Genomic DNA, 26618 nt, shown 5'->3' on the forward strand with positions numbered 1-26618 from the left:
CATCATGCGGTTTCGGAACTTTGGTCTGACACTTTCTCGACGTGGACGTATCGCTTGCCTCGGAAGATGGACACGAGTGCTCCTACGAGCGACATGATGAGCGACACAGTAAACGCCAACCTGAGACCGTGCATAAATGGCGAACCGATGAGTGACGGAAAGAAAGTGGAGCCGGTGACGTACTTCGCCTGCGACACGGACATCTGCTGCAAGATACCAAATTGCTGTAGCAGATTTTGCAGGGGATTGTATCCCAAAAGCGCCGCGAACAGAGAGGATGTCGGCGGCAACTGGGACACTTTCATGGCTCCAGCGAGTGGTACACCGTGCTGCGTCAATCCAGACTGCATGGCTTCGGGCAGTTTCTGGACGAGGCCCGCAATCATGATGGAGAAGAACAAGCCCATACTCAACATCGATCCGGCATTTGTAAATGTAGAACGCATACCGGATCCGACTCCCCGGTATTGAGGGGGTAGTGCGTTCATAATCGCCGCGCTGTTTGGTGAGGCGAAGAGGCCCATCCCGGCGCCGATGATGAACAAGTACATCCAAAACACCCAATGATTGAAGTCGACGGGCAAAGTGGTCATCAAGTAAAACCCGATCGCCGTAATGACCATTCCAAGAGTGGCAAAGGTCCGTGCGCCAAAGCGGTCGGATAAAATACCACTGATGGGGCCTGCGACGAGAAAGCCCAGCATTTGCGGCAAGGTGTACAACCCTGCAATGAGCGGCGTGTTGGCGTACGAAACTCCGTGGAGAGGGAGATAGATACCCTGCAGCCAAATAATGAGCATGAACTGAAGTCCACCGCGAGCTAACGCCGCGAGGAGTCCACTGATATTCCCTGCGGTAAATGGCCAAATTTTAAATAGTTTCAGATTAAACAGCGGCTGTTCGGTATACATTTCGATGATGACAAACAGGACTAATACGATGACGCCGCCGAGCAACCCGGTCAAGACCCATGGATTGCTCCATCCCATGCTGTGTTGCTTGTAAGGCATAATTCCGTAGGTCAGACCCATCATGATCCCTAAGAGCCCGATGGTCAGCGTCAGGTTCCCCCATATGTCCAAATGCTGTTTGACCGTCCGCTTGGTGACCTCTCGCAAAGCGATATAAGCCCAAACCGTCCCGACTAACCCTACTGGGACGTTCACGAGAAAAATCCAGCGCCAATGACCGGTTGCGGCTAGAGCGCCCCCGACCAATAAGCCGATGATGCCCCCGCCAATAGCGGCCACCTGATTCAATCCCAAAGCCATGCCTCGTTGGTTCGCCGGAAATGCATCGGTCAAAATCGCGGCACTGTTGGAAAACAAAAATCCGCCGCCGATACCTTGCACAATGCGAAAGATGATGAGTTCTATCTCCCCAGCTGTCCCCTTGCTCCACGTCAGCGCGGCCACCACTGAACCAATCGTAAAAATCAGAAATCCTAAGTTGTACAGACGGACTCGACCAAACATATCTGAAAGCCGGCCAAACAAGACCAGCAACACGGTTGTAGCGACATTGAACCCGAGCAACACCCACAGTAATAGACTGGTTTGGTTCCCCGCCAATGGATTGACGTGCAATCCATTGAAAATGACCGGCAGCGCGATAATTAAGATGGATTGATTGATCGTCGCCATCAAGACGCCGAGCGTGGTATTCGATAACGCGATCCACTTGTAATGACGGCCGTACACCGTAGTCGATACGGAACTCACCCTGGCCCCCCCTTTACCTATCAGGCATTTTTTCGTCGCGGAATCGGATAGAGCGATCCAATCTCTCTTGGTACATGTTGCGCATTGCGGTTATACTTTCAATTTTTTTGTCCATCTTATCTATCAGCTCACCGAGCACTTCGATATATCTATCGACCACAGATCTTTGCTCGTCCTCTGTTTGACCGCCCTGGCGAAACGTTTGCCGCAAACACTCCAACGACTGTTCCGCATCCAAGATCTCGCGAATTCCCTGGAGGGAGAAACCTAGGTTTTCCTTGAGTCGGAGAATTTGTTCCAGGCGGTCAATCGTGCTCTGATCATACAGACGATGGCCTCCGCTAGTTCTCGCAGTCGGAGTAATTAAGCCGACCTCTTCGTAATAGCGGAGCGTTCGCGGCGTCACGCCCAATTGGCGAACCACCGCTTCCACGGTCAAACCATTCAGTTCACTCTCGGTCAATTGAGTACCCCCACTTTTTCATCCAGTTACATCTTCCACGTTGCAGTCTGCATCTGAAACACGATAGTATACAAATATGCATGTAACGTCAACGTTACATTTACTCAATTGAGATTCGCGAGACGAAGGAGGTGAACCCAAATCCATACACAGGATTTGGGGAACCATGAAGGTTGATCACGGGATCGAGATGCTTGAACTTGAAATGAATATGATGGGAAATCGGATGACCATCCATCCGACACTGCTTTATGATGATCACCATGCCGTTCTCGTCGACGTCGCAATGCCGGGGCAGCTCGAGGCTATTCAATCGGCGGTGAAGAAAGCGGGCGTTCCGTTCGAAAACATCGACGCGGTCATCCTCACACATCAGGACATCGACCATATCGGCAGCATCCAAGATGTACTGAAAGCTGTGGGCAAACCAATCGATGTATATGCGCACGCCGAGGACAAGCCGTATATCGAAGGCGACAAAACACCGATCAAAATGACCCCTGAGCGCGTTTCTGCGATGCTCGCCCACCTTCCAGAGGACGCGCGCAAGCAAGCGGAAGCCGTCTTCCTCAATCCGCCGACCGCCAAGGTGACAAAGGTCGTGGCCGACGGTGAAATCCTACCGTTCTTTGGCGGGATTCAGGTCATCTTCACCCCAGGTCACACACCTGGTCACATCAGCCTCTATCACCAAGCTACCAAGACACTCATCACTGGTGATGCCACCGTCAGCCAAAATGGGAAAATCGTCGGTCCTAATCCTCAGGCGACGCCCGATATGCCATTGGCGCTTGAGTCCCAGAAGAAATTCACGTCATTCGATATCCTAAAAGCGATCTGCTATCACGGTGGACTCTGTGACGAGCACGTAAATGAACAGTTTCGCGACTTGGCGAAGTAAGACGACAATCCGGGACGACCACCCCTCGGCGCGTCGTCCTTGACTGAAGAAAAAAAGGGTGCCCCATCAGGCTTTGATACCTGACGAGGCACCCTTTTCGCGAAGCTCATCTGCGCTTTATCAAGAGTTTATGACCGCTGGATCAGGAGATTAAATTCGCGTGCAAGTGTTATCGGGTTACTCACCCCGAACGAGCGAAGTGCAGCACTCCACATGCGCAGTCTGTGGGAACATGTCGAATGGCTGCATCGCCTCGACACGATATCCACCGGCAATGAGCAGCTTCAAATCGCGCTGCAGCGTGGCAGGGTTACAGGAGGCGTAGACCACCCGGCGCGGGTTCGCCTCGAGGACGGCGGCAATGGCTGCGGGGTCGATGCCTTTGCGAGGCGGATCGAAGACCACAACGTCAGCATGACCGCCCTCTTGCACCCAACTTGGCAGCCAGGTCTCTACGCGACCGGCGACGAACTCGGCGTTATCCACACCTAGCTGCGCTTGGTTCAGCCGCGCATCCTCTACCGACGCCTCCACTTCCTCCACGCCAATGGCCTGGCCCGCGTGTTTGGCGAGGAGCATCGTCAGCGTGCCGATTCCACAATACGCATCCAAAACCGCGTCATCCTGCGTGAGATCCGCATACGCCAACACCGTCTCGTACATCGCCTGCGCGACAGGAGTTTGAATTTGCAAGAACGATCTCGGCGAAATCGCAAACGACATCCCCGCAATCGACTCGGTGAGCGTGCCGGGCCCGTACAAGGTCTCCAGCTTGCGTCCCCAAACCGGCCCGACCGCCTTTGGCTGGACGGTCAAGCACACAGAGGTTACACGCGGAGCCTGAAACGCACTGAGCGCGTGGCGGAGGCGACCGCCCGACTGAGTTACGGCAAAGACCACGAGTTGGTCGCCCGTCGTTTGCGACTCACGAACGATGACGTGGTGGACGAGACTCGCGGTTTCTGCACCCGCTTGGCTTAAGAAATCGCGGGCGCGATTGAGCGTGTCCTGCATCGCTTCACTCTGCAAGTGACAGGAGTCCGTTTCGATCATCTGGTGCGATGCGAAGCCGTAGAATCCCATGCGCACCTCTTGTTTCTTTGCGTCGTAGCGCACAGGCATCTGAACCTGGTTGCGATAGCGAAAGTCTTTCGGCGAGGCGATGATGTCGCGCACGACGGCGTCTGAATCGAGCCCCAGTTGCGAGGCGAGACGCTTGATCCGGTTTGTCTTCCAGCTCAATTGGGCCTCGTAGGTCAAGTGCTGCACCTGACACCCGCCGCACTCTCCGAACACGGGACATGGTGCATCCTGCCTGTCGGGCGACGCATTCGATCGCTCGACCAAAACTGCCCTGGCAAAACGGCGCTGCCGTTCGGTCACTCGGATACGGCCTCGCTCCCCAGGCAAAAGGAACGGAATGAATACGGTCATTCCGTTGACCGTGGCGACGCCGTCGCCATCGTCATTCAGCCGAAGTGCCGTCACATCATAAGTGCCACCCTGTTCTAATGGATGGCCGTCGTTGGAGCCTGACATCTGTTTGTCCTCCGAATCTGTGTGGTGCCAAGCAGTTGTTCGCGATGGTTCACAATGCGCGCGAACCGACCACCAAAGGCGGCGGTCGGTTCCTCGTGCATCTATCGCTTGCGTGGACACGATTACAGCGCTTGAATTTTCTCGATGAGCAACTGGTTGACGAGTGTCGGATTGGCCTTGCCCTTCGTCGCCTTCATCACCTGGCCGACGAGTGCGGCGATGGCCCTATCCTTGCCGCCCTTAAAGTCCGCTACCGACTTCTCGTTGTTGGCGATGACCTCGTCGAGAATTGGGCCCAAGACGGACACATCGCTAATTTGCTCCATGCCCTGTTCCTTGATGATCTCCTTGGCGGATTTGCCCGTTTCCCACATCGTCTTGAAGACTTCGCGGGCCTGTTTCGAGGAGATCTTCCCGCTCGAGACCTCGGCGATAAGCCCTCCGAGATGGTCCGGTGAAATCGGGCACTCGGCCGGCGACTTGCCCTCGTTGTTGAGTCCACCGAGCACGTCGCTCATCACCCAGTTACTGGCCGCCTTCGCATCGACATTCGCAGCGAGGACCTGCTCGTAGTAGTTCGCCACGAGCGGATCAGCGGTCAATACGCCCGCATCGTAGGCCGGGAGCCCCAACTCAGCTTCGTACCGCGCGCGCTTCGCGAGCGGTAGTTCCGGCAGTGTGGTGCGAACGCGGGTGAGCCAGGCGTCGTCGATGGCGAGATCGACCAAGTCAGGTTCTGGGAAGTACCGGTAGTCATGCGCCTCTTCCTTGGAACGCATCGAGATGGTCGTCTGCGTCGTCTCGTCGAAGCGACGCGTTTCCTGGGCCACGTCACCGCCCTCGTTATAGACCTTGGTCTGGCGCTCGACTTCGAACTCGAGTCCGCGCTGTACGTTGCGGAACGAGTTCATGTTTTTCAGTTCCGCCTTGTTCCCGAACTTGGATTCGCCGACCGGGCGAAGGGACACGTTGGCGTCACAGCGAAGGGAACCTTCTTCCATCTTACAATCCGACACGTCGCAGTACTGCATGATGCTCTTGAGCGCCTCGAGGTACAATCGCGCTTCCTCAGGCGTACGCATGTCCGGTTCTGACACGATTTCAATCAAGGGGACACCCGTGCGGTTGAAATCGACCAGCGTATGCGATCCATCCGGCGCGTGCGTCGACTTCCCGGCATCCTCCTCGAGGTGCAAACGCGTGATGCCAATTCGCCTTTTTTCACCGCCGATTTCAATCTCGATATAGCCATGTTCTCCAATAGGTTTGTCAAACTGCGAAATCTGATACCCTTTGGGAGAATCGGGGTAAAAGTAGTTTTTTCGGTCAAATTTCGATTGCTGATTGATGGTGCAATTCAGCGCCGTCGCAGCCCGCAGCGCCAATTCCACCGCCTCGCGGTTGAGTACCGGCAAAGCGCCGGGATGCCCCATGCAAACTGGACACACGTTCGTGTTCGGCTCGGACTTACTGTCGTTTTTGCAGCCGCAGAAAATCTTCGAATTCGTCTTTAACTCGACGTGTACTTCCAAGCCGATAATCGTCTCGTAATTCATTCTGCAACCCCCAATTCCGGCGTTGGCCACGAGAAGTCGCGAAGTTGTTCATACGCGTGGGAGACGCGCAAGATGGTGCTCTCCGCGAACGGCTTTGCCAGCACTTGGAACCCAACCGGCAGGCCGTCGACAAAGCCACAAGGGACACTCGCGCCCGGAATCCCCGCGAGGTTTGCCGGGATGGTGTAAATGTCGTTGAGGTACATCGCGAGTGGATCATCCGCCTTGTCGCCAAACGGGAACGCGGTAGTCGGCGTGGTCGGCATGATGATGACGTCGCACTGTTCGAACGCCTTCTCATAGTCTTGGCGAATGAGCGTGCGCATCTGCTGTGCCCGCTTGTAGTATGCGTCGTAGTACCCGGACGACAACGCGTACGTGCCGATGATGATCCGGCGCTTGACCTCCATGCCGAAGCCCTGACTCCGACTCTGCTCAAACATGTCGATCATGCTGCTCGCCTCTGCTCGCCGACCAAAGCGCACTCCGTCGTACCGCGACAGGTTAGACGAAGCCTCAGCCGGAGCAATTAAGTAGTACGTGGCGACGGCGTACTGCGAGTGCGGGAGTTCGACGTCGACAACTTGCGCGCCCTCCCCTTCGAACTTGCGAATCGCTTCGTCAACCGCCTGTTTGACTGCCTTGTTCAGTCCCGCTTCCGGCAGGTTGCGAACGATACCGATGCGCAAGCCTTTGACACCGAGCTTTAGGTCTCTGGTGAAGTCCTCGGCCTCGACTTTGGCAGACGTCGAATCGTACTCATCGTGACCACAGATGGCGTTCATCACGAGCGCTGCGTCCTCTGCCGTATTCGTGAACGGGCCAATTTGGTCGAGAGACGACGCGAACGCGATCAACCCATACCGCGATACTCGCCCATAGGTTGGTTTGAGGCCAAACACGCCACAAAATGCCGCAGGCTGGCGAATGGACCCACCCGTATCGGAACCGAGTGCAAACGGAACAATGCCCGCAGCAACTGCCGCCGCGGACCCACCGCTTGATCCACCAGGAACATATCCCTTGCCATATGGGTTTTTTGTCTTCTTGAACGCAGACGTCTCCGTCGTCGAGCCCATTGCGAATTCGTCCAGGTTCGTCTTCCCAATCAGCACACCGCCGGCCGCTTGCAGCTTATTTGCCACAGTCGCGCTGTACGGTGGAATGTAGTTTTCTAGGATTCGCGACGCGGCCGTCGTGCGAACGCCTTCCGTGCAGATGTTGTCCTTGAGCGCGTAAGGCACGCCGTTTAAGAGTCCAGTTTCGGCTTTCGCCGCCCTATCGAGAACGGCATCCTCGTCAACGGTGAGGAACGCCTCCAAATCGGAATCCACTTGACGGACCGCTTCGAGTGATGCTTTCGCCCAATCGGAAGCGGTGGTTTCGCCTTTTTCGATAGACGTTAAAATCTCTGTTACACTATGTAATTTCATGCGCCTCCGCCCCCTTCGAGTACGGCCGGCACGCGAACCTGTCCGGCTTCCGTTTCCGGCGCATTGGCGAGCGCTGCATCGCGAGACAAACTCGGGCGCACTTCGTCTTCGCGCAAGACGTTGGTCTGTTCAAACGGATGGCTTGTCGGGATGACGCCATCCAAATCGACTTGCTGGAGTGACTCCGCATACTCCAAAATGTCGCTCAATTGGGGTGCGAGTAGGGATCGTTCAGCTTCGGGCATGGCTAAGCGAGCCAAGCGCGCGACGTGGCTGACCGTCTCTTCAGTGATCTTCAACAGCTTGTCCCTCCTCAGGAAACGTCGCAGGTATCGTTCTTTTCGGGATTATAGCACACCACGGTTGCCACCGCATGAGCGCGGCGGCGAGGCGTCGCCAGGTTCTCGCGATGGTCTGCGAAGAGCGGCAGCCGACTGTCCATCTTTGGATCAATGCGACGCCAAGAGGACCAAAATGGAGGCCAAACTAAAGCAGATGCCAAGCAGATACATGAACGCCACCGTCTGAACCTGTGTCAGACCGGACTTCATCAACAGATGAAACGTGTGCCCTTTATCTGCCACATAAATCGGTCGATTCTCGCGAAAGCGTCGAAAGACGACCCACACGGTATCGAGAATTGGGACGCCAAGCGCTAGGACCGGCACGATGAGCGACACCAGCGTAGCGCTCTTAAATGCGCCGTCCACGGCAATGGCGGCCAACACGTATCCGAGGAACGTGGCTCCAGCGTCCCCCATGAAGATTCGAGCAGGGTGGAAATTGTGTTTGAGGAAGCCGACAGAACTGCCCATCAGCACCACAGCGAGGATGGCGATGACGCCCTGGCCTTTGAGTACAGCGATGAAGACGAGCGTCAACGCCGAGATGGCTGCCAGACCTGAAGCGAGTCCATCCACACCGTCGAGGAAGTTCATCATATTGGTAATGGCTACAACCCAAATCACGGTCGCCAGCCAGGAAACCCAAAGTGGGAACGTGTAGTACTCGTTGTGGAACGGAAGGTTCACACCCGTCATGCGAATTTGAAACAACATCAAGACGACCGCTGCGACGATTTGCATCAAGAACTTGGGCCACGCCTTAAAATCACGGCCGCGAGTCTTGTAGAAGTCGTCGACAACCCCGATGCCAAAGATCAGGAAGCCTCCGACAGCAATTCCCCAAAATGTCGATCCAGCGCGTCCTAATACTCCAGCCGTGAGCACGAAGGACACATAAATGGCGATGCCACCTAAGAGGGGTATCGGTTCCTTGTGGATTTTGCGTTGGTTCGGTCTATCGACAAAACCGGTTTTCAAAGCCACGCGTCGAATCGCTGGCACGACGGAGTAGGCAATTCCAAACGCCACAATAAAGCACATCAGATAGTACCAAATTGGAATCATGATGGGTCAAAAGACCTCCCATTCAACCGGACAAATGTTCCGTACGTCGACCATTATACCACGCTTGATTGAAAGCACATTGATATTTGACGAGTTCGACGACAGTTGCAAACTTCTTGTCATGCCTGCCCACGCATGTACATAGATTGAAACAGGCACAGACAGGTTCACGCTACAGCACGTGCCCGGATCAGGGTCAGACCCGTTTCGGGCCGCATCCGAAGGAGGGCATACAGGAATGACGGCTCACGACATCATTATCGGACTCATCATTGCGTTACCAGTCGCATTCTTTGTCGGCAGATACTCGACGCGCATTGCATTTTTTCACGCACACACAGAAGAAAAACTGACCGTCCCAGAATTTCTGCGCTCGCGCGAATAACCTCCGCACGGCGCAAAAGGAACACGGCGTACGGCAGAGACGCCAAAAGAAACGCTCAAAAAGAGCTGCCCCCACATGCCATCGAAGATGGGCTGACAGGGGCAGCCTTTGGTGTGCTTTAGGACATCGATGATGGCGACGTCGGCCCTGCCATGGTCGCGCGAGCCAGTGGTCAGTACAAACCTGCCTCACGCACGACGTCGAGGAAAGCCGCTTCGTCGAGAATTCGCAAATTTGGGTTCTTCCCGGACGCGATGATCGATTCAGCCTTCTCCAACTTGCTGCCCGCCTTTTCACCCGCGACCACAAAATCGGTCTTGGCGCTCACGCTTCCGCTGACGTTCCCGCCCAGCTGTTCAATCCATACAGAGGCCTGCTTTCGGTCGACCTCGCTCAAGGTTCCCGTCAGGACAACGGTCTTTCCGGTGAACACGCTCTCGATTTGCTCACTCACAGCGCCCAGGTAGGTCATGTTGACCCCGAGTTCGCGAAGCGATGCCAGTAACGATTGAGCGGCCGGCGTGTCAAAGTAGAAGAGAATGCTCTTTGCCATCTTGGGTCCGACATCCGGAATTGCAGTCAGTTGGTCGAGCGTCGCCTGCTCGATTGCGTCCATGCTGAGAAACGACTGAGCCAGGGTCTTCGCCGCCTTCTCACCGACTAGCCGAATACCGAGGCCGAACAACAGGCGCTCTAGGGAATTCCCCTTGCTGGCCTCGATAGACTGAAGCAACTTATCTGCGAGCTTCTCGCCCATCCGCTCCAGGGTCAGCAACTCCGCCTTCGTCAGACGGTATAAGTCAGCTACCGTCTTCACCATCTGCCGGTCGAGCAATATCGCTATCCACTGCTCCCCGAGCCCGTCGATATTCATCGCGTCGCGGGACACGAAGTGAATTAATCCCTCGCGAATCAGCGCCGGACAGTTTGGATTCACGCAGCGCCATGCGGCCTCCTCCGGCAGGCGAAGCAGAGGTTCTTCGCACTGAGGGCATCGTTCTGGCATCGAAAAGGGAGGAATCTCTCCTTCGCGCTCCTCTGGAATCGACCGAACCACTTCCGGGATGATGTCTCCAGCCTTTTGAACGACAATTCGGTCGCCGACCCGAATGTCCTTTTCGCGGATGAGATCCTCGTTGTGCAGGGACGCGCGAGAGACGGTCGTGCCCGCCAACTGAACGGGATCGAACACGGCAGTTGGCGTCACGGCGCCCGTGCGGCCCACATTCAAGTCAATGCGTCGAAGTATCGTCGTCGCTTGTTCCGCCGCGTACTTATATGCGATCGCCCAACGCGGACTCCTCGCCGTAAACCCGAGTTCCTGCTGCAAGGCCATATCGTCGACCTTAATCACCATGCCGTCGGTCGCGTAGGACAAACTGCGACGCTTTTCCGACCACTCGTCGATGTAGCTTATCACCTCGTGAATGTCGCTGCACAACTTCCGCTCCCCATTGGCCGGGAGTCCGAGCGACCGTACGTAGTCGAGCGCCTCACTATGCCGCTCCACGGGATACTCCGAAGCGTCCGCCAATTGGTAGACGATGACGCCCAGGCGACGGCTTGCAGCGATGCGGGGATCCAGTTGCCGAAGCGAGCCGGCCGCCGCATTTCTCGGATTCGCGAACAGCGGCTCCCCTTGCTGCTCGCGTTGCTCGTTGAGGCGCAGAAACGACTGTTTCGGCATGTACGCTTCGCCGCGCACCTCCAACGTCACCGGTTCTGTCAGCTCCAGAGGAACGTTGCGGATGGTCCGGATATTGGACGTGATGTCTTCTCCAATCTCGCCGTCTCCGCGCGTCGCTCCGCGCACGAGCCTACCCTGTTCATAACGAAGCGAGACCGCGAGTCCGTCGATCTTCAATTCACAAACGTAGTGGACCTCATCGCCGACGACTTGGCGAACGCGGCGGTCAAATTCCAATAATTCCTCTGTGGAATAGGCGTTCGACAAGGAAAGCATCGGAATTTGGTGTTCGACTTTGACAAAACCCTCGGAAACGCTCGCGCCCACCCTCTGGGTGGGTGAACTCGGTGATTGTAACTCCGGGAATTGCGTCTCGAGTGAGATGAGTTCGCGCATCAGCGCATCCCACTGTGCGTCGGTAATCGAAGGGTTATCCTCCTGATAGTACCGCTGATTATGGTGCTCAATTTCCTTGCGCAGCGCGTCGACGCGAAGGCGCGCTTCGTCGATGGTCATCCCCACTGGTATTCCTCCAAGTCTACACTGGCGAAAGCCCTTCTTCAGGTGGTCAGTCTGCCGTCACCTTTGTAATGGGCGCAAACTTCGCAAACAGTTTGCGCTCGCCGATGGGAGCGAGAAAGCGAACAATCAGTTCCAAACTCTCTCCACTCCCGGTCTTAGAGACGATCTCGCCGACGCCCCACTTGCGGTGCTCCACGCGATCTCCAGGCTCATACGAAACCGATAAATCCGCACCGAAGGATTGGGGCATCGTCATCCTCGAGCCTTGAATTCCCGGGCTCGACGACACGGTGGAAGCAGGCGTAGAACTCGGGCGGAATGCGGCCCCAAAGTCCGCCCGAGACCGCATTTGGAAACCTTCCTTCTCCATATCCTGCTCCGGCATCTCGGCGAGAAACCGAGAGGTCGTGAAGGGGCGCCGTTCGCCGAAGATCATACGGCTGCTGCACGTCGTGAGATACAGGCGCTCCATCGCACGCGTGATGCCCACATAGCACAGGCGGCGCTCCTCCTCCATCTCTTCTTCCGCGTCCAAGGCCCGCTTGTGCGGAAAGGTGCCCTCTTCCATGCCGACCAGGAAGACAACCGGGAATTCTAGTCCCTTCGCAGAGTGGAGGGTCATCATCGTGACGACCTGGCTATCCTGCTCGATTTCAGGCTTGCCCTTGTTCAAATCGCTGTCGGCCACCAGCGCGACGTCTGTCAAAAACTGTTCCAGGGCGCTCACCTCACCGTCGATGGTGCCGTTCTCGTCAAACTCCCGCGTGAGCGACAGGAACTCGTCCAAGTTTTCAAGCCTGCTCTGCGCCTCCAGCGTCTTCTCGGCCTCGAGTGACTCACGATATCCCGAGCGCAGCAGCAGTTCGTCCGTCAAGTCCGTGAGCGGGAGAAACGCGCGTTGTTGCGAGAGAGTGAGAATGAGTTGAACGAATCCCTGCAGCGCACTCGCGGCCCGCTTGCTGAGGCCTGCCGACGTGGCGCGCTGTGCGGCGTCGAACAGCGAACACGCATTCGCGCGGGCGTAATCCTCCAGTTTGTCGATGGACGTCTGTCCAAGCCCCCGCTTGGGGACGTTCACCACGCGGATAAACGATACGTCGTCGTCCGGGTTCAGCACGAGCCGCAGATATGCGAGGACATCCTTGATCTCTTTGCGATCATAGAACTTCAGCCCGCCATAAATCCGGTACGGAATTCCCTTTTGCAGAAAAATTTCCTCGATGACGCGCGACTGGGCATTGGTCCGATACAAAACGCTAAAATCAGGGTACTTTCGGCCCTGCTTTACGTGCGCTTCGATTTGGCTCGCCACGAAAATCGCTTCCGCGCGCTCGTCGGACGCGTGGTGAAGATACGCCTTTTCGCCCTCGCCAGCGCTGGTCCATAGATTCTTCTCCTTACGCATCCGGTTGTTTCGAATGACTTCGTTGGCGATGCGCAAAATTCTCCCTGTCGAGCGATAATTCTGCTCTAACCGAATCACCTGTGCATCCGGGTAGTCGCGTTCGAAGTCGAGGATGTTGCGGATGTTGGCACCGCGCCACCCGTAGATGGATTGGTCGGAATCGCCGACGACGCAGAGGTTTTTGCGCTTCTGCGCCAAGAGTTTGACGAGCATGTACTGCGCGTGGTTCGTATCCTGATACTCGTCCACGTGCACGTGTGTAAACCGATTCTGGTAGTAATTCAGCGTCTCCGGAGACTCCCTGAACAGTTCCACCGTCTTAAAAATGAGGTCATCGAAATCGAGCGACTGGTTTTGGCGCAGACGCCGCTCGTACTCGAGATACACGTCCCCGACCAGCCGTTCATAGGGCGATCCCGCCATATCCCGCACCTTGGCCCCGCCGCGCAACTCGTTTTTGTGCTGGCTGATCTCATGCAGGATGGCCTTGGGTTCATACTTTTTCACGTCGATGTTCAAATCTGACATCACTCGCTTGATCACAGACAGTTGATCTGCGCTATCCAGTACGGTAAACGACGTCGCGTATCCAATCCGCTGAATGTCCCGCCGCAGGATGCGGGCGCACAGCGCGTGAAAGGTCGACGTCCAGATATCCGCACCCAGATTGCCAACGAGAACCTGGATGCGTTCACGCATTTCGCGCGCTGCTTTGTTCGTGAATGTAATCGCCAAAATGGCCCATGGGGGCACCCGCCGTTCTGCGATCAGATACGCTATCCGCCGCGTCAACACACTGGTCTTGCCACTACCTGCGCCGGCCATGATGAGAAGCGGCCCATCCGTCGTCTGGACCGCACGCTGTTGTTCAGAATTGAGTCCCTGCAAAATGGACTGTGCACTCGGCTGTTCCGTCAATGCCACGCGCTCAACACCTTTCAAGAGCTTGTCTACAGATCATTATAACAGCCAGCGTCTCGCGAGGCGATCATCTGTTCGCGTATTGACGCGCGTTCGACGAGCAAGCAAAGCCGAATCGATGGTCAGATGGCAGCAGGAAGTAAAAGGAATTCAAAAATATTCTTGACGCGACCCTCAACTACCTGCTATAGTGTCACTTGTCCCGTTCGACGGACCTTCTCTTCGGAATGTAGCTCAGGTGGTAGAGCGCACGGTTCGGGACCGTGAGGCCGCAGGTTCGAGTCCTGTCATTCCGACCAATGTAGTTGTAGCAAGGGATTATAGCATTTAGTGAACCGTGTGGTCGTAGAGAGACACGGTTGCACTAACCAACGACCACTTGTTTCCTGAGACGAAAATCAGGAAGGAAGTGGTTTTTTGTTGATCAAATTTGCTATCAAGGACTTCATCGATGATCGCCAGTTGAAGAACCTATCCCAACACACCATCTCTGGTTATCAACGTACCCTTAGCGAATTTCATCAGTTCTGTGTGGAAAATAGTGTTGTGGATACTGGTGATGTGACACACTCTTTGGTCAAAAGATACTTTCTCTACTGTCAAGCGGAACGCGGCAACAATGCAGTGACGCTTAACCACAAGCTGATCAACATTCGAGCCTTCTTCAACTATGCAGAAGCTGAATTGGAACTGTACAACGAAAAGAACAATCCTATCCGCAAAATGTCTAGATTCAAGACCGATGTAAAGATTGACGTATTTACGGATTATCACATCAGACAAATGCTTCTGTACTATCCTGCGAAAAGCCCGATATAAACAATTTGGTGTAGTGTAGACCTGTTAAAAATACGTCCTGACTTTTAACAGGTCTACAAATACCCAATCGTTCCACGTTAGTTAGACGATGCCTACCACTGCTTACCCTATACAGGATCTTTGGGGATGTTAACTGTATATTGGTCGATCCATTGCTTGTTCGTGAAATCCCTTCCTTTTACTACGACTTTATCCTTGTATACTTGAACATAAAGCCCTTCACTGTCCCCTACCAAGCTGTTAGTGGTCGGATCCCACGGATCACGAACACAAGAATCGTTAAATGCCGTAAACTTGCCTTGCCACATTGTCTCTGGTTGGTTTTTTAATGTCCAGTGGCCGTGACCGGAGAATAAGATGATATGTGGATACTTATCTAGAATTTTTATGAAGTTATCGGAGTCAATGATGTAATTTCCGGTACTTCCTGCGACTGTATTAGGAATTGGTTGATGCAAAAACACAAAAGACGGCTTATTGTGCGGTGAATTTTTCAATTCGTTATCTAACCATTGCAACTGTGTATCTGAAACCACAGCATTATCATAATAATTAGGATTGGATATACGAGATTTTTCCGAACCTAATACGATAAAGTGGTACCCTTTAATTACAATAGAATAATAGAGACTAGGCATTCCGGTATTTTTCAAGTAGCGAGTAATTGCCGTTTGTTCGGTTTCCCCATTCGGAAATGCACTCGGGTTGTAATAACCATTCTCATCATAGAATGCATGATAGAATTCGTGATTACCCATAGCAAACAACGTATGTCTCGGGTGTGGAGTTTCATTTAAGACCTTATTCATACTGTCATAATCTGTTTGCACACCTGTTACTGTAAGGTCACCATCTATAACTAATGCATTGGTGTGTGGATTTATACTGTGAAGGTCCTGGAGAGCAGCTTGAAACTTGTTTTCTGCTACGTGATCGTAATATGGATTTCCCACATCATCTACACCTGCACGTAAATGAATATCACTAATCACAGCGAAGCTTAACTTAGGCTTATCAACCGACGTACTGGGAGATGTAATCGTTACCGGTTTAGCCTGTGCCTGTGGTACAAATGGAGCGGCTACTTTTGGTACCATACACAACGAAACGTTACTCGAAACTTTTCTCACCTTAGAGCCTCCCTTGAAGTCCTACAAAATGAGAATAATGGTACATCTACGTGTCTAGCGAAGATAGTAATAATCTCGCATTTCGACGGTTTTTGCGCGGTAGGTATAGCCTAAGTAATTACAAATTATGGACAGTAGGCCCCCCTGCACCAGGGGAGCCCTCTTCTCATCTACGATAATGTTGTCAATAAAACGTGGTTTGCGTCCATTGATCATTGACGAACGAAACTGCGTCGTCATAGGACTTACGATCCGGCCGTAATACCTCGCTTTCCTTTACCCGTCGAACAGACGGATGAAAACGTACAGAAAAGGCGATTTGCAAAAGAACGCCATGTTCGCAGCAAGCCCTAATCATCTGATGCGCGTCGCGAGATTGGTTGCGATGGGCTTATCGCAGAGAATGTGCTTTTTAGCCCTTGCCGCCACAATCCCAAATTCGGCGTGTTTCGTGTTCTCGCTGCAAACGACGTCCGCAGCGCCTCATAAGCGTCGTCAGCGGTGACAATCGCCTGTCGGCCCGTTGCTATACACTCGAGGAAATGTTCGTGTTGCAATTGGTACGGATCGTACACGCGATGGACTTCGCCGAAGCACCACCGCAGGAAATCGAAATCGTGGATGATCAGTCGACAATCTGCGTACCGCTGTTGGTAACACTGGCATACCAGTCATTCCAAGCCTGCGCCTCAAGCGGTCCCCATCTGTTCCTGCAATGTACGTAAAAACGACAGACTTTGGCGGACGCCTTCCAATTCGTCGCCGTCACCCTCATACTCAACCGACAATTTTCCCGGATATCTGATTGCCTCGAGCATCGATAAAATATCCTGAAAAGGAACGATGCCCGAACCACAGGCTACACCGGCGAAATACTCGCCTGTCGTCGCTGGCAGTCCTACTTCGCTTTTTACGAAGTCCTTCACGTGAACATGGCCAAGAAATCCCGACAATTCAGCCAAAGACTCCATCGGCTGTTGTCCTACTAGATAGAAATTGCCCACGTCGAACGTCGACCTCAACTTGTCCGAACCGACTTCCTGGATCACCCGCTTCACCTGATCGCCCCGTCCGGCCAATAGTCCATGGTTCTCTAGCGCAAGTACGATTCCGTCATCCGTCTGCCGAGCCGCTGCTTTCAATCCTTCCACAATATACGAGAATGCGGATTCGAAATCGTATCCCTCTTTTAAATCACCGGAAAAGACTCGAACAACAGGAGCGCGAAGCTCACGGGCGAAGTCGATTCCGCGGCGCACCGACTGTAACTCGACAGCGCGCTGCGACGCATCGACACTGACAAAATCGTTGGTCACGGCATAAGCTGCGACCGTCATGTCGTTCTCCTGAATAAAGCGAAGGACAGCCGGCAATTCTGTGGCGACGTCCCGCCAGAACAAATCAAGCAGTTCCACGTGCCGAACGTCGGCGTCTCGACATAATTTCAAAAAGTCGATCACCGTCCAGCCCTCGTTGTAAAACTTCCGGTGTACGCTCCACATGCTGACACATAATTCCACGAGTGATGCCACCTCCTGCGATTGATCCGCACAACGTTTAAGAAAAGAAGATTTTTACGAAATTGTCCGCAAAAGGTCTGAACGACCTCTAGCTTAAGGCGTTACGGTTTCCATGTCCCGCACGTCAATTTCCTGCCGCATTTCGGAAGACCGGTTGATGGCGCTGAGTATCTGAACGACCTGTGCGCCTTGCAGCGCTGGAATTAACGGTGTCTCACGATTCTTGACACAGTCGACGAAGTGGTTGATTTCGTCCGCGTAGAAGTCGTTGGGGACGATGTCGATCTTGCCCTCTGTGAAAAGCCGGTTCTGTTCTCCATAGAAGCACAATGGATCGATCGACAGCCCGCCTTTCGTCCCATAAACATCCACTTTGACCGCTTCGTCCTGTTGACCGTTCAGTGCCCAGCTCACTTCCAGGCTCAGCACCATGCCACCTGCGAACCGAATATAAGCCGTTGCAAAATCCTCGACATCAAATACCGAATTGTCTTGATTTGCCGCGTCGGCCGACCGCCATCGCCCAGTCATCATCGTTCCGTATTTGCCGATACCCTGGACCAATTGTCCAGAGACCCGCTCGGGCTGTTGCATGCCCGTCATCCACCAGGCGAGATCGAGCACGTGAACGCCGATGTCCATGAGTGATCCGCCGCCAGACTTCGAGCTGTCCGTAAACCATCCGGTCGGTGTGCCGCGTCGGCGCAAAATTTTTGCTTTGACATAATAGACGTCACCGAGTGCATCGCTATCCACGAGATGTTTCAAGGCACGAGCTTCGTTGCGAAACCTGTGCGGCATACCGATCATACAAATTCGGCCAGCCTTCTCCACCTCGCCAACCAACATCTGAGCCTCGATATAGTCGGTCGACAATGGTTTTTCCAACAACACGTCAACACCGTGCTGGATGGCGGTGAGCGCCAACGGCACGTGGGTCGTGTTTGGGGTACAAATGCTGACCGCATCCAACTGCTCATTGGCAAACATCTGGTCCACATCGGTGTAGACCGCAGGCACCCCGAAGCGGTTGGCCACTTGACGCGCACGCTGTTCGTTAAAGTCCATCACCGCAGCCAAACTGACATTTTCATTCTTCTGGTAATTAGGCAAATGAGCAATCTCTGCGATTGACCCGACGCCAATTACCCCCACCTTAATCGTCATGTCCTTCACTCCTCATCCATCCGCATTGATAAACAAAGGGTTGTAACGCAGCGCCAATCAGACCTGCATCGGCGCCAAACTTCGCACACACCACTTCTGTTGCCCCGACGAGCGACGGCATGCCCTGTTGACCAATGCGCTTCCGCAAGGATTCGAACAGCCAGGGACCTTGTTCCATCACGCCACCTCCCAACACGATCATCTGTGGGTTAAACGTGTGAATGAGGCTGATACATGCCGTCGACAGGGCACCAATCATGTCCGCAATCACCGCCCGGGCGCTTGCGTCTCCTGCGCGGGCGGCCTCGAACACCGACGGCGCGTCGATCCATCGGGAATCGTCTGTCGCATCGATGCCCAAGCGCTGGCGCATCATTCGAGCAATTCCTGTCCCTGACGCATAGAGTTCAAGACAGCCGCGGCTGCCACAATTACAGGCAGGCCCCTGAAAATCGACCGAAATATGACCGAACTCACAGGCTCCACCCCAAGTGCCACGAACAATACCGGATTCGTTGCAAGCGGCTCCCCCCACCCCCGTACCAAGCGCAAGCATCAGCACATTCTGTCTACCAGCAGCAACACCAATTGATACTTCCGCCAGTAGATGGGCATTCACGTCGTTGTCCACCCAAACCGGCAAATTCGCCGAGGCTGATAACAACTCCCCCAACTTGACGCCGGTCCAGTCGCGGATGTTGGGAGTACCGGAAACGACAATTCCTTCAGCGAAGTTGACCTGCCCCGCAGTTCCGACCCCAATCCCAGCGGGGCAACAGTCCTGCGTCTGTCCGAACAGAACAACCTCTCTGACCATCTCACACGTTGTCTCGACGACGCCATCCCGGCTGTCAAACGGCGTCGTCCTTCGTACCCGATGAACGACGGTTCCATCCTCCCGAACTAGTCCAGCCAGGATTTTGGTAGCCCCAATATCGATTCCAACGCTATAACGCAATTCTGCACCACCACCAACAATCGCGAGTGTACCGTCATGGAGCCGATTGATTCACGGACTCCTGAACCTGCTTTATACGATCGACAAAATTTCGCGTGATTACCTGTGGCCGCGTAATCGCAGAACCCACGACGACGCTTATACACCCCAGTTCGATACAGCGTGCGGCCTCTTCCGGAGTGCTGATATGTCCCTCCGCAATGACAGGAACATCGACGTGCCTGACTAAACTTTCGATTAAATCAAAGTTCGGATTCGAAAAATTTTTACTATATTGGGTATAGCCGGACATGGTCGAGGCCACAAGGTCAAACCCCAGTCCAGCGGCTTCAATCCCCTCCTCTAGGGTTGATACGTCCGCCATCAGGATCACATCTGGAAATTGGTTGCGAATCTGCTGGACGAGTTTTGGAAGCGTCAGTCCGTTCGGACGCAACCGTGACGTCGCATCCATGGACACCACGTCGGCGCCGGCTGTCACGACCTCCGCTACCTCGCGCATGGTTGGCGTAATGTACACCAAGGTGTCCGCGTATGTACGTTTGACAATGCCGACGACGGGAAGGTCAACTTCCGTTTTGATTTGTCGAATATCTTCGGCGCCGTTCGCACGAATGCCAACAGCGCCGCCCGCTGCTGCCGCCACCGCCATTCGCGGCATGATGTTTGCTCCATGCAGTGGTTCATCGTCGAGCGCCTGACATGAGACAATCAACCCGCCACGAACCCTTTCGATCAATCTATCCATTCCATGAGACATCACCAAACCCTCCTTTCTGGCCATCTTGTAATCCTTAGAAGAGATATTCCACTTTGTAACGGAGTAATCCTTCATTTTAAATATAAGAGTGGAATATTTTTTTATACGAGAATAAGAATTGTCTCAATTGAGGAGGATGAACACATGCGCGTTGCCTTTACTTCAGATCTGCACTTCATGGCATGGGCAGAAACACTTGAACCTGTCAATTCTGTTCCCGGACTCTACCACGCCTTACACGACATCTCCGAGCAAAATCCAGACATTTTGGTCATCAATGGAGATTTCACCAACGGCAAAGTTCGCGATTACAACCTGGCCATCCGTGCGCGACTGCTGGTGTTTCTCCATCAGCCAGTCGACAACACGGTCGCGAACTCTCAACATACATGCTTTCAAAGCGAAGAAATCAGAGCCGTGCTCAAGGAGCGGCCCAATACGTTTCTGATCAGCGGACACACCCACCAGCGAATGGATCAGCCGACCCAATTCATTCTCGAGGATGGAGTGCCTTACGTAGGTGGAGGGTGTGTCCTCGATGACAACCACAAAGCCGCTTTATCAAACTGGCGCCGGCGTCGACGACGTTTCGCATTCGAGATCACAAAGCGATGCGATGGTTGGACAGTTATCAAATTTTCATTCCATAATTTAACAGGTAGGACTGACCTTTAAACGCTTACAACGCAATCCCGAAGCCGCTCGGTCAATACATCTTGTCTAAGACAGATTTGGCGCTCTTATTCAGTGCCTCGAACGTGGATGTCCGCTGTTTTAGGGACACAATCGTCGACAGAATGTCCAACACGTGAATTTGTGCGAGTTTTGATGCGAACGCACCGCCTTGCAAAGGGGTCTCTTTCGAGGCCGCAAGTAAGATCGCATTTGCGTAAGACGTGATGGGGGATCGGGCGTGGCCGGTCAAACAAATGACGTACGCACCGTTCTCCTTTGCGATTCTCAACGCGTCGACCAAGTCCTTCGTACTTCCGGATGTGGAGATCCCGAGGATGACATCCGATTCCGTTGTCATCGCACAATTCATCGCGATAATATGGCCGTCTGACGCAGCGTGCGAGTCGAACCCGAGGCGCATGAAGCGGTACTGTGCGTCGGCAGCAGTGATGCCAGAGGAGCCAACGCCAAAAAAGAAATGGCGCTTTCCAGCAATCAGCGCGTCCGTGGCTTTTTGCAACTCCGACTCTTGCAGAAGGCTGAGCGTGTCGTCCAGAGTTTGTCTGTTGAACATCGTCATTTTTCGACACACCACGTCGATAGAGTCGTCTTCTTCGATTTTTCCGTACACCTGTTGACTGGGACTTACCAAGTCTTGTGCAATCGCCATCTTGAATTCCTGAAATCCACGGTAGCCCAGCTTGCGGCAGAAACGAATCACCGTCGTCTCGCCCACCTCTGCCGCCTCCGCCAAGTCAGTGACCGAAGAATAGACCGTGTTGCTCGGATTGTCGAGTACAGCTTGGGCCACTTTCTGTTCCGCGTTCGATAGGGATGGCAAGATACTGTAAATCATCGCCAGGGAATTCGCCGTAGTCTGCGTCTTTTCGATATCTCGTTTCATGCTCTCCTCATCTATCCCTTCTTTTCGATCTCGTCATACATGCGACACAAAGCATGAAGAGATCTTATGGTTTCTAACACGTTGTAGATGCGTAAATCGTCCCCGAGGGAATCTCCGCCGTCAGATATTCGTTGTAACCATTGTCATACAACGCGCGAAGCACAACATCCCAATTCACGTCCCCTCTGAACAAGGAAACGAACCCGCGGATGTTGCCAATGTCGTTCCGAAAATCCTTGACGTGAACTCTGCGGATACGATTGCCCAAGATATGGATCCACTGTTCCGGATATCCGTTCGGCAAAAACGTTCCCGATGTCGAAATAGACCTGAATTTCTTTGTGATTGATCTCGTCGATGAACTGTCTCATTTCCAATGGACTCAGCAAAAACCGGTTCCAGACGTTCTCAATGGCAATCGCCACGCCAGTCCCTGCCACTTCGTCGGCCAAACGGCTGCACGCCAGTTGAGCTCGCTCATACGCCTGTTCGTAGGAAACTTCCTCCGTCACCAATCCAGGCACAACGAGGACGGTATCGGCGCCAACCTCAAGCGCGAGCTGGATCATCTGACGAACGACTTCTTCCGCACGTGCACGAATGGCCGGGCTGGAATCCGTCAATGGATATTTTCCAGAGTAAATCTGTCGACACGCTCGGTATCGACACCCCACAATCCACGGCGGGTCGGATTGCCTGTCGTCAGCTTCCCGTCCCCACGTCAAGTCGAAAAGGGCCCTGCCAATTTTACCAATGATCTGCCCATTCTGGCATCGCGGCTTCGTCCCAAGTCGTCAGGGCAGCCCGAATGAAACGGTCGGCTGCTTGGTCAAACTCTGCGCCTGGTTCGTCTGCCTGAACCGCCCAGAAACTCTGTGCAGCGTGCACATGTGCGATATACTGGTGAATTTCCAAAGGCCATTTGACACTGGCGAAGTGACCAATCCACGTCGTCTGCATCATCCCCTTTGCCCCAACCGTCGCGGCGTATTTGGCAAACGTGCAAATGTTTCGCGGATTCCACCAAGTTGCTCCAACAACGTCGAAGCCCGCCTTCATCAACTGCTCCGTCGAGACATACTGGCGGAACGGGACGTACTGCCAATCGACCATCACGATGTCCGGCGGCAGTTTTGAGATCTCGCCAGCCACGTCCGGACTGAACGCGACATCCGCCCACATCCAAGGGCGGATACCCTGATCCGTGAGGAACTTCGCGATCTTGCGCACGTCTTCAACAAACAAGGATGAGAAACCGATGCCTTTCCCGCGATTCGATTTAGGAAATTCGCCGACCATTCGGACTTCGTCGTGACCGATGTGAAACGCCGAAGGTCGCAAAAGGTCAATGGCCTCCTGGTAGATTTCAAAGAGGACTTCGTATGTCCTTGGAGCAAGTGGATTGTACGCGTACGGCACGCTCGTGTCTTCGCAAATGTCCATGTTTCGTCCATGGCAGAAAAGCCATGCAGAATGTCCGAGCGATTGGATAAGGGGAATGACGTCCACGTAGGCGTCTTGCAGCATTTGCTGGACAGCCCGGAGGTTTGCGCGCGTTCCTGCCTCTGGTTGCCATATTTCCGGATGCGACAACCAGCGGGTCATGGAACATTCGAGTACCACCGTATTGAATTTCAGCCGCCCGATGACATTCCCTATCAACTCCCGCATGTGTTGCAACGACAGAAAGTCGACGAAAATGTGTACGCAGCGCTCGGGAAGCTCCGGCCAGTCCCGAATGGTGCACGTCGGCAGGACAAGGTCTCCTTCACTCGGAAACATTTGAATGACGGTCTGCGTAGCGTAGAAGAGTCCCCGCTCCGTGTTCGCTGCACATACACATAGATGCTTCGAAATGTATACGATGTATCCTTCTTTATGCTCTGGGACCGGGGGTATATCCAACCCAGTCAGGTCGCGAAGTTCCTGCAGATCTTCGGCGAGTGTCGCAATCACCGCAGTGCTGTCTCTCTGCATATCAAAATCCGTACGAACATTCAACGGTACGCCGAGGCGACCGGTGAGCACCTCTTGTAAATTGCCGCACGCCCGAATCGCCGACCGACCTGACCGCGCGAGGACGCATAGAGTGCTCTCTGGAGAGATCTGAAACTGATCCGTTCCCCAGTTAACCTCCTTCGGTGTTGGAATCACCTTTGCGCGCAGGTCCGTTCTCCGGCCGTCGTTCGCCCGCGAATCCTCCGTCCACGCTTCTTCGGTCGGCGAGCCGTCCCTGACGTCTACGCTCCACCATCGACTCTCTCCCAGTCCCCCAGAGGTGAAGGAGATAGCAAACAAGGTCCCCTCCGTGCTCCCCTCGGGCACACGGGTGTGCAGCTCCACGAGGGTCCATTCAGTTTCCGAAAGCACGTGCGACGACATTGCCCTTTTCAAAAGCTTGCCTTGTCGATTCATGAAAAACAGTCGCAACTGTGCGGTGGTATCTCCCACAGTCTTGACCCAACCGCGAACGGTAAGCGACGGCTCTCCGCGCACGTCAATCTTCTGCCAAACGTATTCGGCGCTTCTGCCCTTTCCGCGGACAATTTGAACATGCCCCGTTTCGCCGGTCGGCCCTGCGGCCAACTCGACGGCGTAGTCATCACACGTCGTTTCAGGATTGATTGACCATCCATCGGCTGCCTTTGTACCCGTCGCTCCTGGCGTAAAGTCTGGATTGCAGACGAACTTTTTCTGACTTTGGCCGACCACAAACGACACCTCCGCTCAGTCTTGGATTGGCTCTATTTACCAGTATTTACACCGGTACCCATCAGTTGAAAGAATCAGCGTGGTGACAGGCTACGCGGTGTCCGGGATGCGGCTCTGTCCACTCTGGTTCCACCGTTCGACAGACATCGGTCGCAAACGCACAGCGTGTATGGTACGCACATCCGGACGGGCGACGCGTCGCTGAAGGTCTCTCCCCAATCGCCACCGGGCCGGACGGCAACGGCTTCACCTGGTTCCCGACGAACGCCGGGATCGCGTCAATCAGCGATCTCGTGTACGGATGCATAGGCCGTTTGAACAGCACCCCTGACGGAGCTGATTCGACGATTTTGCCGAGGTACATGACTGCGACGTCTTCACAAAGAAGGCGAACGGCTGCCAGATTGTGAGAGATAAATGCATACGTGAGCCCCATCCGTTCTTTCATCGACTGCAGCAGGTTAAGAATCTGTGCCTGAATGGATACATCCAGACTCGACACGGCTTCGTCGAGAACAAGCAGCGCTGGCGACAGTGCCAGTGCCCGCGCGATCGCCACGCGCTGTTGCTGACCTCCACTCAATTCATGAGGGAATTTGTAAAAGAGATCGGAGGAAAGCCCAACAGCGTCCATCAGCTCCAGCGCTCGATGCGTTTGCTCCTTCATCCCCCCGATCCGGTGGATGCGCAAGGGTTCCGAAATGTTCTTGCCAATCGTGTAGTGGGGAAAGAGAGAACCGAACGGATCCTGCGCCACAAATTGCACGTTGCGTCGATACCGCTTCAACTGCCGTTGAGGCAATTTGGTCACGTTTACACCGTTCATCCAGATTTCCCCTGCAGTCGCTGGCAATAGAAGCTGAAGGACGCGCATGACGGTCGACTTGCCACTCCCACTCTCCCCGACCAGGCCAAAACTGCGGCCCTTTTCAATCGCCAAGTCAATATCCTGACAGGCGACGAGTTCACCCTGGGAAGTCGGGAACGATTTCTTGATTCCCTTCAGTTCCACCAAAACGCGCGCCGACTCGGACGGCACTGTTTCCGGCATCACGAAATCCCTCCATTCTGCGCCAGCCAACACGCTACTTCATGATGCTCTGCACAGCCAACGAGTGGTGGCCGTTCGTCACAGACCGGCATCCTAGCATGACATCTCTCCTGAAAGATGCACCCCTTAGGCATTGGTTGGGTTGTATTGATGGGGTTTCCTGGAATGTACGGCAGTCGCTCGACAGGGCCGTCCAGACGAGGAATCGACTGCATCAGCCCGCGCAAGTAAGGGTGCTTAGATTCATGCACGAGTGACTTGACGAGAAGATGTTCCATGACCATTCCGCCGTACATGACATACACCTCGTCGCAAAGCTGTGCGGCAACGGCCAAGTCGTGCGTGACGAAGACGAGAGACATCCCCCGCTCCCGCTGCAATTTCTTCAAGAGAACAAGGATATCCGCTTGAATGGTGACGTCGAGTGCGGTCGTCGGCTCATCCGCAATCAAAAGTTTTGGTGATGCAATCAAAGCAATGGCAATCATGACACGTTGGAGCATGCCGCCACTGAATTCGAACGGGTACATATTGAATCTCGCTTCGGGATCCGCGATACCCACCTGATCGAGCAACGAGATGGCCTGCTGTTTCGCCGCCTTCGCAGAGGCCATATGATGATAAAGCAGCGGTTCGATGAGCTGCTGGCCAATCGTCTTGGTTGGGTTGAGATACGCGGTAGGGTTCTGAAAGATGACGCCGATCTCTCTTCCCCGAAGTGCCCGTAAATCCTTTTCGGACAGCTTCACAGTGTCGCGCCCGTCGAACAGGATTTCGCCGTCGACGATGGCATTCCCCGGAAGCAGCCGTGGTACCGCCATCATCACCGTGCTCTTACCGCTTCCGCTCTCTCCAACGATGGCGACAGCTCTCCCTGCCGGGACCGTCAAGTCCACGCCGTTGATGGCGTTAACTCGCACCTCGTCCGTGTGAAATTGGATGTTGAGTTTTTTGACTTGCAACAGCGGATGCATTGCTCT

General features: G+C 54.2%; 23 protein-coding genes, 1 tRNA gene and 2 pseudogenes. 5 read left to right on the forward strand and 21 right to left on the reverse strand.

From position 1 onward, the window contains the following. Window positions 1-2 precede the first annotated feature (2 nt). Window positions 3-1721 carry an MFS transporter gene (locus NZD89_RS25140; RefSeq protein ID WP_268005398.1) on the reverse strand — a complete coding sequence of 573 codons (1719 nt, stop codon included), beginning with the start codon at window positions 1719-1721 and terminating at the stop codon, window positions 3-5. Between the two features lie 13 nt (window positions 1722-1734). Continuing rightward, window positions 1735-2184 carry a helix-turn-helix domain-containing protein gene (locus NZD89_RS25145; RefSeq protein WP_268005399.1) on the reverse strand — a complete coding sequence of 150 codons (450 nt, stop codon included), beginning with the start codon at window positions 2182-2184 and terminating at the stop codon, window positions 1735-1737. 166 nt (window positions 2185-2350) lie between these two features. Between NZD89_RS25145 and NZD89_RS25150 the strand changes: the two genes are divergently transcribed. Further along, window positions 2351-3085 carry an MBL fold metallo-hydrolase gene (locus NZD89_RS25150; RefSeq protein ID WP_268005400.1) on the forward strand — a complete coding sequence of 245 codons (735 nt, stop codon included), beginning with the start codon at window positions 2351-2353 and terminating at the stop codon, window positions 3083-3085. Window positions 3086-3262: 177 nt separating this feature from the next. Here the strand turns inward: NZD89_RS25150 and rlmD are convergent, their stop codons facing one another. The 5 genes from rlmD to NZD89_RS25175 form a co-directional block, all read right to left on the reverse strand. Continuing rightward, window positions 3263-4624 (reverse strand): 23S rRNA (uracil(1939)-C(5))-methyltransferase RlmD, encoded by a 1362-nt coding sequence (gene rlmD / locus NZD89_RS25155; protein WP_268005401.1) that lies wholly within the window; start codon window positions 4622-4624, stop codon window positions 3263-3265. A gap of 122 nt (window positions 4625-4746) precedes the next feature. Next, window positions 4747-6180, reverse strand: a complete 1434-nt coding sequence (gene gatB, locus NZD89_RS25160) for an Asp-tRNA(Asn)/Glu-tRNA(Gln) amidotransferase subunit GatB (RefSeq protein WP_268005402.1) — start codon at window positions 6178-6180, stop codon at window positions 4747-4749. Continuing rightward, window positions 6177-7613 (reverse strand): Asp-tRNA(Asn)/Glu-tRNA(Gln) amidotransferase subunit GatA, encoded by a 1437-nt coding sequence (gatA, locus tag NZD89_RS25165; protein WP_268005403.1) that lies wholly within the window; start codon window positions 7611-7613, stop codon window positions 6177-6179. The genes gatB and gatA overlap by 4 nt, the downstream gene beginning before the upstream one ends. Continuing rightward, complete coding sequence (gene gatC, locus NZD89_RS25170; protein ID WP_268005404.1) at window positions 7610-7912, reverse strand: Asp-tRNA(Asn)/Glu-tRNA(Gln) amidotransferase subunit GatC; 303 nt, start codon at window positions 7910-7912, stop codon at window positions 7610-7612. The genes gatA and gatC overlap by 4 nt, the downstream gene beginning before the upstream one ends. 150 nt (window positions 7913-8062) lie before the next feature. Continuing rightward, a complete protein-coding gene (locus NZD89_RS25175) occupies window positions 8063-9022 on the reverse strand; it encodes an MraY family glycosyltransferase (protein WP_268005405.1) in 960 nt (319 codons plus the stop codon). A gap of 238 nt (window positions 9023-9260) precedes the next feature. On the opposite strand from NZD89_RS25175, the gene NZD89_RS25180 reads away from it, so the two are divergent. Next, a complete protein-coding gene (locus NZD89_RS25180) occupies window positions 9261-9407 on the forward strand; it encodes a hypothetical protein (protein WP_268005406.1) in 147 nt (48 codons plus the stop codon). Between the two features lie 172 nt (window positions 9408-9579). Here the strand turns inward: NZD89_RS25180 and ligA are convergent, their stop codons facing one another. Further along, window positions 9580-11610 carry an NAD-dependent DNA ligase LigA gene (gene ligA / locus NZD89_RS25185; protein ID WP_268008612.1) on the reverse strand — a complete coding sequence of 677 codons (2031 nt, stop codon included), beginning with the start codon at window positions 11608-11610 and terminating at the stop codon, window positions 9580-9582. Between the two features lie 52 nt (window positions 11611-11662). Next, window positions 11663-13945, reverse strand: coding sequence for a DNA helicase PcrA (pcrA, locus tag NZD89_RS25190; RefSeq protein WP_268005407.1), 2283 nt, complete (start codon window positions 13943-13945; stop codon window positions 11663-11665). 220 nt (window positions 13946-14165) lie between these two features. Between pcrA and NZD89_RS25195 the strand changes: the two genes are divergently transcribed. Beyond that, window positions 14166-14241, forward strand: a tRNA-Pro gene (locus NZD89_RS25195). 118 nt (window positions 14242-14359) lie between these two features. Next, on the forward strand, window positions 14360-14761 hold the full coding sequence (locus tag NZD89_RS25200; RefSeq protein ID WP_268005408.1) for a site-specific integrase: 402 nt from the start codon (window positions 14360-14362) through the stop codon (window positions 14759-14761). A gap of 107 nt (window positions 14762-14868) precedes the next feature. Here NZD89_RS25200 and NZD89_RS25205 read toward each other — a convergent pair whose 3' ends face one another. The 6 genes and pseudogenes from NZD89_RS25205 to NZD89_RS25225 form a co-directional block, all read right to left on the reverse strand. Continuing rightward, entirely contained in the window at window positions 14869-15891 is a 1023-nt protein-coding gene (locus NZD89_RS25205; RefSeq protein WP_268005409.1) for a metallophosphoesterase family protein, read from the reverse strand. A 354-nt stretch (window positions 15892-16245) separates the two neighbouring features. After that, window positions 16246-16350: pseudogene (locus tag NZD89_RS29900) on the reverse strand (Gfo/Idh/MocA family oxidoreductase); the annotation flags it as partial. A 230-nt stretch (window positions 16351-16580) separates the two neighbouring features. Continuing rightward, complete coding sequence (locus NZD89_RS25210; protein ID WP_268005410.1) at window positions 16581-17411, reverse strand: sugar phosphate isomerase/epimerase family protein; 831 nt, start codon at window positions 17409-17411, stop codon at window positions 16581-16583. 93 nt (window positions 17412-17504) lie between these two features. Then, a complete protein-coding gene (locus NZD89_RS25215) occupies window positions 17505-18578 on the reverse strand; it encodes a Gfo/Idh/MocA family protein (protein WP_268005411.1) in 1074 nt (357 codons plus the stop codon). Continuing rightward, window positions 18568-19536 carry an ROK family protein gene (locus NZD89_RS25220; RefSeq protein ID WP_268005412.1) on the reverse strand — a complete coding sequence of 323 codons (969 nt, stop codon included), beginning with the start codon at window positions 19534-19536 and terminating at the stop codon, window positions 18568-18570. Before NZD89_RS25220 ends, NZD89_RS25215 begins: the two co-directional genes overlap by 11 nt. A 34-nt stretch (window positions 19537-19570) precedes the next feature. After that, window positions 19571-20296: an N-acetylmannosamine-6-phosphate 2-epimerase gene (locus NZD89_RS25225; protein WP_268005413.1), complete on the reverse strand. Its 726-nt coding sequence runs from the start codon at window positions 20294-20296 to the stop codon at window positions 19571-19573. A 144-nt stretch (window positions 20297-20440) separates the two neighbouring features. Here NZD89_RS25225 and NZD89_RS25230 point away from each other — a divergent pair, with 144 nt between their 5' ends. Then, window positions 20441-20971 carry a metallophosphoesterase gene (locus NZD89_RS25230; RefSeq protein ID WP_268005414.1) on the forward strand — a complete coding sequence of 177 codons (531 nt, stop codon included), beginning with the start codon at window positions 20441-20443 and terminating at the stop codon, window positions 20969-20971. Window positions 20972-21002: 31 nt separating this feature from the next. On the opposite strand, the gene NZD89_RS25235 is transcribed toward NZD89_RS25230, so the two are convergent. The 6 genes and pseudogenes from NZD89_RS25235 to NZD89_RS25255 all read right to left on the reverse strand — a co-directional run bounded on the left by NZD89_RS25235 (window position 21003) and on the right by NZD89_RS25255 (window position 26612). After that, the gene (locus NZD89_RS25235) at window positions 21003-21875 is read right to left on the reverse strand and encodes a MurR/RpiR family transcriptional regulator (RefSeq protein WP_268005415.1); all 873 of its coding nucleotides are present in this window, start codon (window positions 21873-21875) and stop codon (window positions 21003-21005) included. Between the two features lie 73 nt (window positions 21876-21948). Beyond that, window positions 21949-22179, reverse strand: coding sequence for a sugar phosphate isomerase/epimerase family protein (locus NZD89_RS29905; protein ID WP_369125226.1), 231 nt, complete (start codon window positions 22177-22179; stop codon window positions 21949-21951). A gap of 4 nt (window positions 22180-22183) precedes the next feature. After that, window positions 22184-22549, reverse strand: a pseudogene (locus tag NZD89_RS29910) (sugar phosphate isomerase/epimerase family protein); the annotation flags it as partial. 73 nt (window positions 22550-22622) lie between these two features. Beyond that, the gene (locus NZD89_RS25245) at window positions 22623-24587 is read right to left on the reverse strand and encodes a glycoside hydrolase family 20 zincin-like fold domain-containing protein (RefSeq protein WP_268005417.1); all 1965 of its coding nucleotides are present in this window, start codon (window positions 24585-24587) and stop codon (window positions 22623-22625) included. Window positions 24588-24648: 61 nt separating this feature from the next. Continuing rightward, the gene (locus NZD89_RS25250; protein WP_268005418.1) at window positions 24649-25638 is read right to left on the reverse strand and encodes an ABC transporter ATP-binding protein; all 990 of its coding nucleotides are present in this window, start codon (window positions 25636-25638) and stop codon (window positions 24649-24651) included. Beyond that, window positions 25638-26612, reverse strand: coding sequence for an ABC transporter ATP-binding protein (locus NZD89_RS25255; RefSeq protein WP_268005419.1), 975 nt, complete (start codon window positions 26610-26612; stop codon window positions 25638-25640). Before NZD89_RS25255 ends, NZD89_RS25250 begins: the two co-directional genes overlap by 1 nt. Between the last annotated feature and the right edge of the window lie 6 nt (window positions 26613-26618).

The organism is Alicyclobacillus fastidiosus (assembly GCF_026651875.1).
Taxonomy (GTDB): Bacteria; Bacillota; Bacilli; order Alicyclobacillales; family Alicyclobacillaceae; genus Alicyclobacillus; species Alicyclobacillus fastidiosus.